This is a genomic window from Streptomyces sp. NPDC047072 (assembly GCF_040643855.1).
Taxonomy (GTDB): domain Bacteria; phylum Actinomycetota; class Actinomycetes; order Streptomycetales; family Streptomycetaceae; genus Streptomyces.
The window spans coordinates 1-7,308 of the sequence record NZ_JBEYVC010000298.1 but is presented as its reverse complement, the minus strand read 5'-3'; the positions used below and the strand labels follow the sequence as shown (position 1 = coordinate 7,308).

The 7,308-nt window shown below is 69.7% G+C and carries 7 protein-coding genes; 3 read left to right on the top strand and 4 right to left on the bottom strand.

Going from position 1 to position 7,308, the window contains the following annotated elements:
* Window positions 1-2: 2 nt before the first annotated feature.
* From ABZ896_RS51385 to ABZ896_RS51375, 3 genes are all read left to right on the top strand, one after another.
* Window positions 3-914, top strand: coding sequence for a sugar ABC transporter permease (locus ABZ896_RS51385; protein WP_360946009.1), 912 nt, complete (start codon window positions 3-5; stop codon window positions 912-914).
* On the top strand, window positions 911-1,732 hold the full coding sequence (locus ABZ896_RS51380) for a carbohydrate ABC transporter permease (protein ID WP_360946006.1): 822 nt from the start codon (window positions 911-913) through the stop codon (window positions 1,730-1,732). Before ABZ896_RS51385 ends, ABZ896_RS51380 begins: the two co-directional genes overlap by 4 nt.
* Window positions 1,733-1,882: 150 nt before the next feature.
* Window positions 1,883-3,628: an RICIN domain-containing protein gene (locus ABZ896_RS51375; protein WP_360946003.1), complete on the top strand. Its 1,746-nt coding sequence runs from the start codon at window positions 1,883-1,885 to the stop codon at window positions 3,626-3,628.
* Between the two features lie 68 nt (window positions 3,629-3,696).
* Here the strand turns inward: ABZ896_RS51375 and ABZ896_RS51370 are convergent, their stop codons facing one another.
* From ABZ896_RS51370 to ABZ896_RS51355, 4 genes are all read right to left on the bottom strand, one after another.
* A complete protein-coding gene (locus tag ABZ896_RS51370; RefSeq protein WP_360946000.1) occupies window positions 3,697-4,521 on the bottom strand; it encodes an SDR family oxidoreductase in 825 nt (274 codons plus the stop codon).
* Window positions 4,522-4,574: 53 nt separating this feature from the next.
* A complete protein-coding gene (locus ABZ896_RS51365; protein WP_360945997.1) occupies window positions 4,575-5,042 on the bottom strand; it encodes a VOC family protein in 468 nt (155 codons plus the stop codon).
* 152 nt (window positions 5,043-5,194) lie between these two features.
* Complete coding sequence (locus tag ABZ896_RS51360; protein WP_360945994.1) at window positions 5,195-5,896, bottom strand: response regulator transcription factor; 702 nt, start codon at window positions 5,894-5,896, stop codon at window positions 5,195-5,197.
* A 43-nt stretch (window positions 5,897-5,939) separates the two neighbouring features.
* A partial coding sequence (locus ABZ896_RS51355; protein ID WP_360945991.1) for an MFS transporter occupies window positions 5,940-7,308 on the bottom strand: 1,369 nt, incomplete at its 5' end.

Genomic DNA, 7,308 nt, shown 5'->3' with positions numbered 1-7,308 from the left:
TCGTGGAGGTACGCCGTGATGTCGTGCATGCCCCACCGCTTCAGGGAGTCGGCGAGCACGTGCGGGAACAGCGCGGCGAAGTCCGGCAGCGCGTCGCGTTCTACGTCTATCCGCTGTACCGCAACCTCGACCTGAGCCTGCGCGACTACACGGTCCGCTCGTTCGTCTCCGGTGACGCGCCGTTCTCCGGGCTCGACAACTTCAGGACCGTCTTCGACGACCCGACGTTCGGTCCGGCGCTGCGGCACACGATGCTGTTCACCTTCGCGTCGATCGCCTTCCAGTACGTCGTCGGGCTCGCCCTCGCGGTCTTCTTCAACCGGCACTTCCGCCTCGCGCCGACGCTGCGCGCGCTGTTCCTGATCCCCTGGCTGCTGCCGCTGATCGTGTCGGCGTCCACCTGGTCGTGGATGCTCAACAGCGAGTCCGGCGTGGTGAACTACTTCCTGCACCTCGTCGGCATGTCACCGATCGACTGGCTCACCTCGCCCGACTGGGCGCTGACCTCGGTCGTGATCGCCAACATCTGGATCGGCATCCCGTTCAACCTGGTCATCCTCTACAGCGGTCTGCAGAACATCCCGGCCGAGCTGTACGAGGCGGCCGCACTGGACGGCGCGGGTCCCTGGCAGCAGTTCCGCCGGATCACCTTCCCGCTGCTGCGCCCGGTCTCGGCGATCACCCTGCTGCTCGGACTCGTCTACACGCTCAAGGTGTTCGACCTGATCTGGATCATGACCAAGGGCGGTCCCGACGACTCCTCCTCGACGCTCGCCACCTGGTCGTACCAGCTCGGCTTCGGCACCCTGCTGCCCAAGTTCGGCCCCGGTGCGGCGGTCGGCAACATCCTCATCCTCATCGCGCTCGTCTTCGGGCTGCTGTACATCCGCGTCCAGAGGAGGCAGGAAGCGTGAACTCCCGCACCGGAAAGCGCCGTTACACCGTCATCGGGCTCCTGCTCACCGCCGTGATGCTGTTCCCGGTGTACTGGATGATCAACGTGTCCCTCACCCCGCAGCAGGACATGCGCAAGGACCCGCCGGACCTGCTCCCGCTGCACCCCACCTTCGAGGGCTACCGCGCCGTCCTCGACGACCAGATGCCCTACCTCGGCACCAGCCTGCTCATCGGCCTCGGCACGGTCGCCCTCACGCTCCTGCTCGCCGCCCCGGCCGGGTACGCGCTGGCCAAACTCCGGCCGTTCGGCGGGGGATTCCTCGGACTCGCCCTGCTGGTCGCCCAGATGATCCCCGGCATCGTCATGGCGATGGGCTTCTACGGCATCTTCCTGGACCTCGGTCTGCTCAACTCCTGGTGGGGACTGATCGTCGCGGACTCCACCATCGCCGTGCCGTTCGGCGTCATGATCTTCACGGCGTTCATGTCCGGGATCCCGGGTGAGCTGATCGCCGCCTCCCGGATCGACGGCGCGGGCGCGATCCGCACCTTCTGGTCGGTCGTGCTGCCGGTCAGCCGCAACGCCCTGGTCACCGTCTCCCTCTTCAGCTTCCTGTGGGCCTGGTCCGACTTCGTCTTCGCCAACACCCTCGACAGCGGCGGCGAACTGAGGCCGATCACCCTCGGCATCTACAAGTACATCGGCAACAACAACCAGGAATGGAACGCGATCATGGCCACCGCCGTCGTCGCGTCCGTCCCGGCGGCGGTCCTGCTGGTGCTCGCCCAGCGTTACGTGGCCGCGGGTGTCACCGCGGGCGCGGTCAAGGACTGACTCCGCCGGTCAACGACTGGCCCGCCGGTCAAGGACTGCCCCGCCAGTCAAGGACTGCCCCGCCGGTCATGGCCGGCTCACCGGTCAAGGACCGGCTCCGCCCCAGGAAGATCGTCCTCCCCATCCCCCTCTCCTCAGGAGAACCCCTCAATGAGCCGCAACACCAGACACGTGCGCCTCACCGCCGCCCTCGGCACAGCCGTGCTCGCCGCGGCGGGCCTCGCCACCGCCGCCCCGGCGTCCGCGGTCCCCACCTCCTCCACCACCCTGGTGGTCAACGCGAACCAGACCCTGCGTTCCGTCACCCATGTCGCCACCGGCAGCCTCTACGGCCTGGCCAACGACAGCACCCCCAGCGACAGCCTGACCAACGCCCTGAAGCCGAACACCTTCGTGCAGATGGCCCCGGGCGGCTCCCAGCTCCCCAACGGCGAGCCCGCACCGGCCGGTGACGCGCTCGTCGTGGCCCCCAAGGCGGCCCGGGCCGGCGCGAAGGTGGTCGTACGGATGCCGGACTGGTACCCGAACTTCCCCTACAAGTGGGTGAGTTGGAGCGACTGGCTGTCCGCCGTGGACAAGCAGATCGCCTCGGTGAAGTCCTCCGGCGCCACCAACATCGCCGCCTACGAGCTGTGGAACGAACCCGACTGGACGTGGGACACCACCAACGCGGGCGCCTTCGACGCCGGTTGGGCGCGCACGTACAAGGAGGTCCGCGCCAAGGACGCCACCACCCCCATCCAGGGCCCGAGTTACTCGGCCTGGAACCAGTCGTGGATGACCACCTTCCTCACCGACGCCAAGGCGAGCGGGACCGTCCCCGACGTCATCGCCTGGCACGAACTCCAGGGCAGCCAGGACATCGCCGCGCACGTCTCCGCCTACCGCGCGCTGGAGTCGAGCCTCGGCATCAGCCCCCGTCCGATCTCCATCGAGGAGTACGGCACCCCCTCCGAGATGGGCAACTCCGGCGCCCTCATCGGGTACGCCGCCAAGTTCGAGCGGGCCGGTGTCCATGACGCCGAGCTCGCCTTCTGGAACCACTACGGCACCCTCGGCGACACCCTCACCGACACCGGCGGCTCGCCCAACGGCTCGTACTGGACGTACAAGTGGTACGGCGACATGAGCGGGAACATGCTCGTCACCACACCGCCCGCGCAGACCGGCATCGACGGCCTCGCCTCGCTGAACGGCTCGGGCAACCAGATCAGCGTCGTCGCGGGCGGCTGCGCCGGTTCCTGCGCGGTGACGGTCAACGGTCTGTCGTCCCTGTCGGCCTTCGGATCCACCGTCCACGTGAAGCTGGAGTACAGCCCGAACACCGGCCGTACGACCGCCTCCCCGGGCCCGATCACCGTCTCGGACGCCGACTACACCGTCTCCAACGGCTCGGTCACCGTGCCGATGACGATGAACGCGACCGACGGCTACCACCTGGTCGTCACCCCCAGCGGCACCAACTCCTCGCTGGCCGGGCGCTACCAGATCACCAACAAGAACAGCGGCCTCGCCCTCGACACCCTCAACGCCGGTACCGCTCAGGGCACTTCGGTCGTCCAGACGACCTCCACCACCGGCACCGACCAGAACTGGACGCTGACCGCCGCCGGTTCCGGCCTCTACAAGATCGTCAACCAGAAGAGCGGGCTGCTGCTCGGCATCACCAACGCCGGCACCGCCAACGGGGGCACCGCCCTGATCTGGGGTGACAACGGCACCGCCGACCACCTCTGGCAGGTCATTCCGGCCCGCGACGGCTACTACAAGATCGCCAATTACAACAGCGGCCGCCTCCTCGGGGTCGACCAGATGAGCACCGCCTCCGGCGCGCAGGTCCTGCAGTGGGACGACAACGGCACCGCGGACCACCTGTGGAAGCTCACCGCGCGCTGATCCTCGTACACGCAACAGGGGTGGGACACCGGACCGGTGTCCCACCCCCGCAGGTCGGACGGCCTTCGTCAGTTGTCGCGTACCGCGGCGAACACCCCGCCGTCGACGAGGACGTCGATGCCGTTCAGGAAGCTCGCCTCGTCCGAGAGCATGAACGCGACGACCTCCGCGACCTCCTCCGAGCGGCCGGTACGGCCGAGCGGGGTGACGTCGATGAGCCGCTGCATCGACGTCTGCTTGGCGGCCTCCTGGCGCCCCTGCGGGGTGTCGATGATGCCCGGTGCGAGCGAGCACACGCGGCCCCCGACCGGCCCGAGCCGCACCGCCTCCTTGCGCGCGAACCGCGCGACACCGTGCTTGGCCCACGGGTAGGCCAGCGTGGACTGCTCGATGTCCGGGCCGACGGCCTCCCGGATCCGCTCCAGGAAGTCCTCGTGCAGCGGGTCGTCCAGGACCGCGCCGACCGCCGGGTCGGGGTCGACACGGGCGAGCAGGGGCGACATCGAGGAGAAGTACACGTGCGCGGTGCCCTCGGTGGCGAGCGGGCGCAGGGCGTCGGCGAGCAGGGCGGTGCCGATGAGGTCGACCTCGAAGACGCGGCGCCAGTCGGCCATGGTGGGCGAGATGCCGGCCGCGTGGGCGACGGCGCGCAGCGTCCCCGCCTCGGCGACCCGGGTGGCGAGGCGGGCCAGGCCCTCCCTGTCGGTGACGTCGAGGCCGAAGGGCTCGGCGACGGCCCGGTGCCCGGCGCCGTTCAGCTCCTTGGCGACCGCCTCCGCCCCGGCGGTGTCCCGGTCGACGAGCAGCAGCACGTCCACCGTGTCCGCGAGCCGTCGCGCACAGGCCTCTCCCATCCCGCGTCCGGCGCCGGTGACTATTCCTACGGTGGTCATGAGCAACTCCTTGCTGAAAGGCTGTACTTGGGGTGTCGGGTGGGGCTGCGCCACTACGCCCAGGTCTGTTCCAGCGACCGCTGGGCGGCGCGGCTGACCAGCTCGACGCGGAAGGCCGTCTCCTCCCCGCTGCGCAGGTAGGCGAAGAACAGCCCGCCGCCCGGACCCCTGCGGGTCGCCTCGGTCACATAGCCGTGCTTCTCAAGCTCGGCGACGTCGGCCGCCACGTCGTCGGACCAGTAGCCGAAGTGGTGGATGCCGGAGCCGGGGGTCGGCTCCCACAGCGTCCCGGGAACGCTCCGGACGATCTCCAGCCGAGGAACCGTCCCGGACGAACGGGAGTACGCGCACCGGAAGTCGACGACGGTGTCACCGGTCGGCAGGGCGACCTCGGTGGGTCCGCCCATGTCGTCGCACCACTCGAAACCGAACAGCTTCGAGAGCTGGTCCTTGGTCGCCTCGAAGTCCTCCGCGACGATGCCCACGTGGAACTGGTCCGAGGGCCTGAGCGCGCTGTCCATGGTGTCTCCTCGCTGGTGGGGGGCTGTGCCTGTGCCCCACGGAAACAAGGCGACCGGACACCTCAAGGACGGCTCCCGGACAAGTTCCGGACATGACGGACGTCACAGCGCGTGGACCACGGGCCCGCGCATCACGGCGGGCGACGGACGGCTCAGGCGCGGGCGCGGCCCAGCCAGTAGCCGAAGCCCCGGCTCGTGTGGATCAGCGGGGCGCCTTCCCCGTTCACCTTCTGCCGCAGCCGGGAGACGAGCCTGTCGATGGTCTCGGAGGACCGGAAGTCGCCCCAGACGTTCTGGCTGATCTGCTCCTTGGACACCACACGCTCCGCGTTCGCCAGGAGGTGGCGCAGCAGCCGGTACTCGGCGGGCGTGAGCCCGAGCGGTCTGGTACCGCGCCGGACTTGACGGGTGGTGTCGTCGAGGACCAGGTCGTCGTAGGCGGCCACCGCCTCGTCACCGCCGGTGCCCGGCTTCCGCAGCAGGATCTCGGCCCGGGCCAGGAGTTCGGTGGCCCGGACGGGCTTGGTGACGTAGTCCTCCCTGCGTCTGCCGAAGACGGGCAGGAGGGTGTGGAGGTAGTCGCAGGTGATCAGGAACAGCACCGGCGGCAGGTCCGCCGAGATCGGCCGGGGCCCCCTCGCCACCTCCCGCAGATCCGGCAGCATGGCGTCCCAGACCACCAGGTCGAAGTGCCCCCGAGTGATCCGCTCGATCCCCTCGGCCCCGCTGCCCACCGTTTCGGCGACCCGGTAGCCCGCCAGCTGGAGGGTCGTGGTCAGCAAGTCGGTCTCACCGGTCTCCCCCGCGACGATCAGCACGTCGCGGCCGCGACGCCGCTTCTCCACAAGGTTCACCAAAACAACATAACTTGCTTGACTTAAGTAATCCAGTCGGGGTTCACGCGGGCGAGCGCGTCCCCTGGCCGGGGTCGGGTGCCGCGGCGGCCGCTTCGCCGGTCTTCTCCGGCAGATCGAGGCTGCTGCGCAGGTCGACCGGCTCCAGGAGGAGGGCGGCTACTACGGCGAGCACCGCCGCTCCGGCCGCGAGGAGGAAGATGTGCGCCGTCGCGTCGCCGTACGCGACCCGGATGATCTCCCGCACCGCGGGGGACTCCGGGTTCCGGGCCGCTCCGGACAGTCCGGCGGAGGCGAGACCGCTCGCCGTGCCGTCCGCGACCCGGCGGGCCAGGACCGCGCCGAGGACGGCGACGCCGATCGTGCCGCCGAGGGAGCGGAAGAACGACACCGTGGAGCTGGCCGCCCCGATGTCCTTGAGCGGCACGGTGTTCTGCACGGCGAGGACGAAGTTCTGCAGGGTCATGCCGACGCCCATCCCTACGCACAGCATCGACACGGCCAGGAAGGCCATGGGCGTCGTGCTGTCGATGACGCCGAGGCCCGCACAGCCGGCGGTGAGCAGGGTGGCGCCGGTGACGAGGTACGGCTTGACCTTCCCGCTCCGGCTGATCAGCCGGCCGGCGACGACGGAGGCGATCAGGATGCCGGCCATCATCGGCATGGTGAGCAGACCGGCCTGGGTGGGGGTGCGGCCGCGGCTGAGCTGGAAGTACTGGCTGAGGAAGACCGAGGCGCCGAACATCGCCGTACCGACGGACAGGCTGCCGAGGACGGCCAGGGTGGTGGTGCGCCGCCGCACGATGGCGAGCGGCACGATCGGTTCGGCGGCGCGCTTCTCCACCCACACCGCGGCGGCGAGCAGGGCCAGTCCCCCGGTCAGCAGGGCGGCGGTCTGCCAGGAGGCCCAGGCGAAGGAGTTGTCGACGAACGACACCCACACGAGCAGGACGCTGACGCCGGTGGCGATCAGCGTGGCCCCCGCGTAGTCGATCCGGACGTTCTCGCGGCGCAGGACGGGAAGGTCCAGCGTCCGTTGGAGCAGGAGGAACGCGACGGCGGCGAGCGGCAGGCCGATGAAGAAGCACCAGCGCCAGCCCAGCCACGAGGTGTCGACGATGACACCGCCGAGGAGCGGCCCGCCGATGGTCGACGTCGAGGTGGTGCCGCTCAGGTAGGCGCTGTACCGGCCGCGCTCGCGGGGCGGGATGATCGCGGCGATGGCGATCTGGACGAGCGCCTGCACCCCTCCCACGCCGACGCCCTGCAGGGCCCGCGCGGCGATCAGCTGACCGCCCGTCTGGCTGATCCCGGACGCCACGCTGCCCAGCACGAAGATGACGATGGCGGCCTGGAGCAGCGTCTTCTTGCTGAAGAGGTCGGCGAGTTTGCCCCAGATCGGAGTCGTGGCC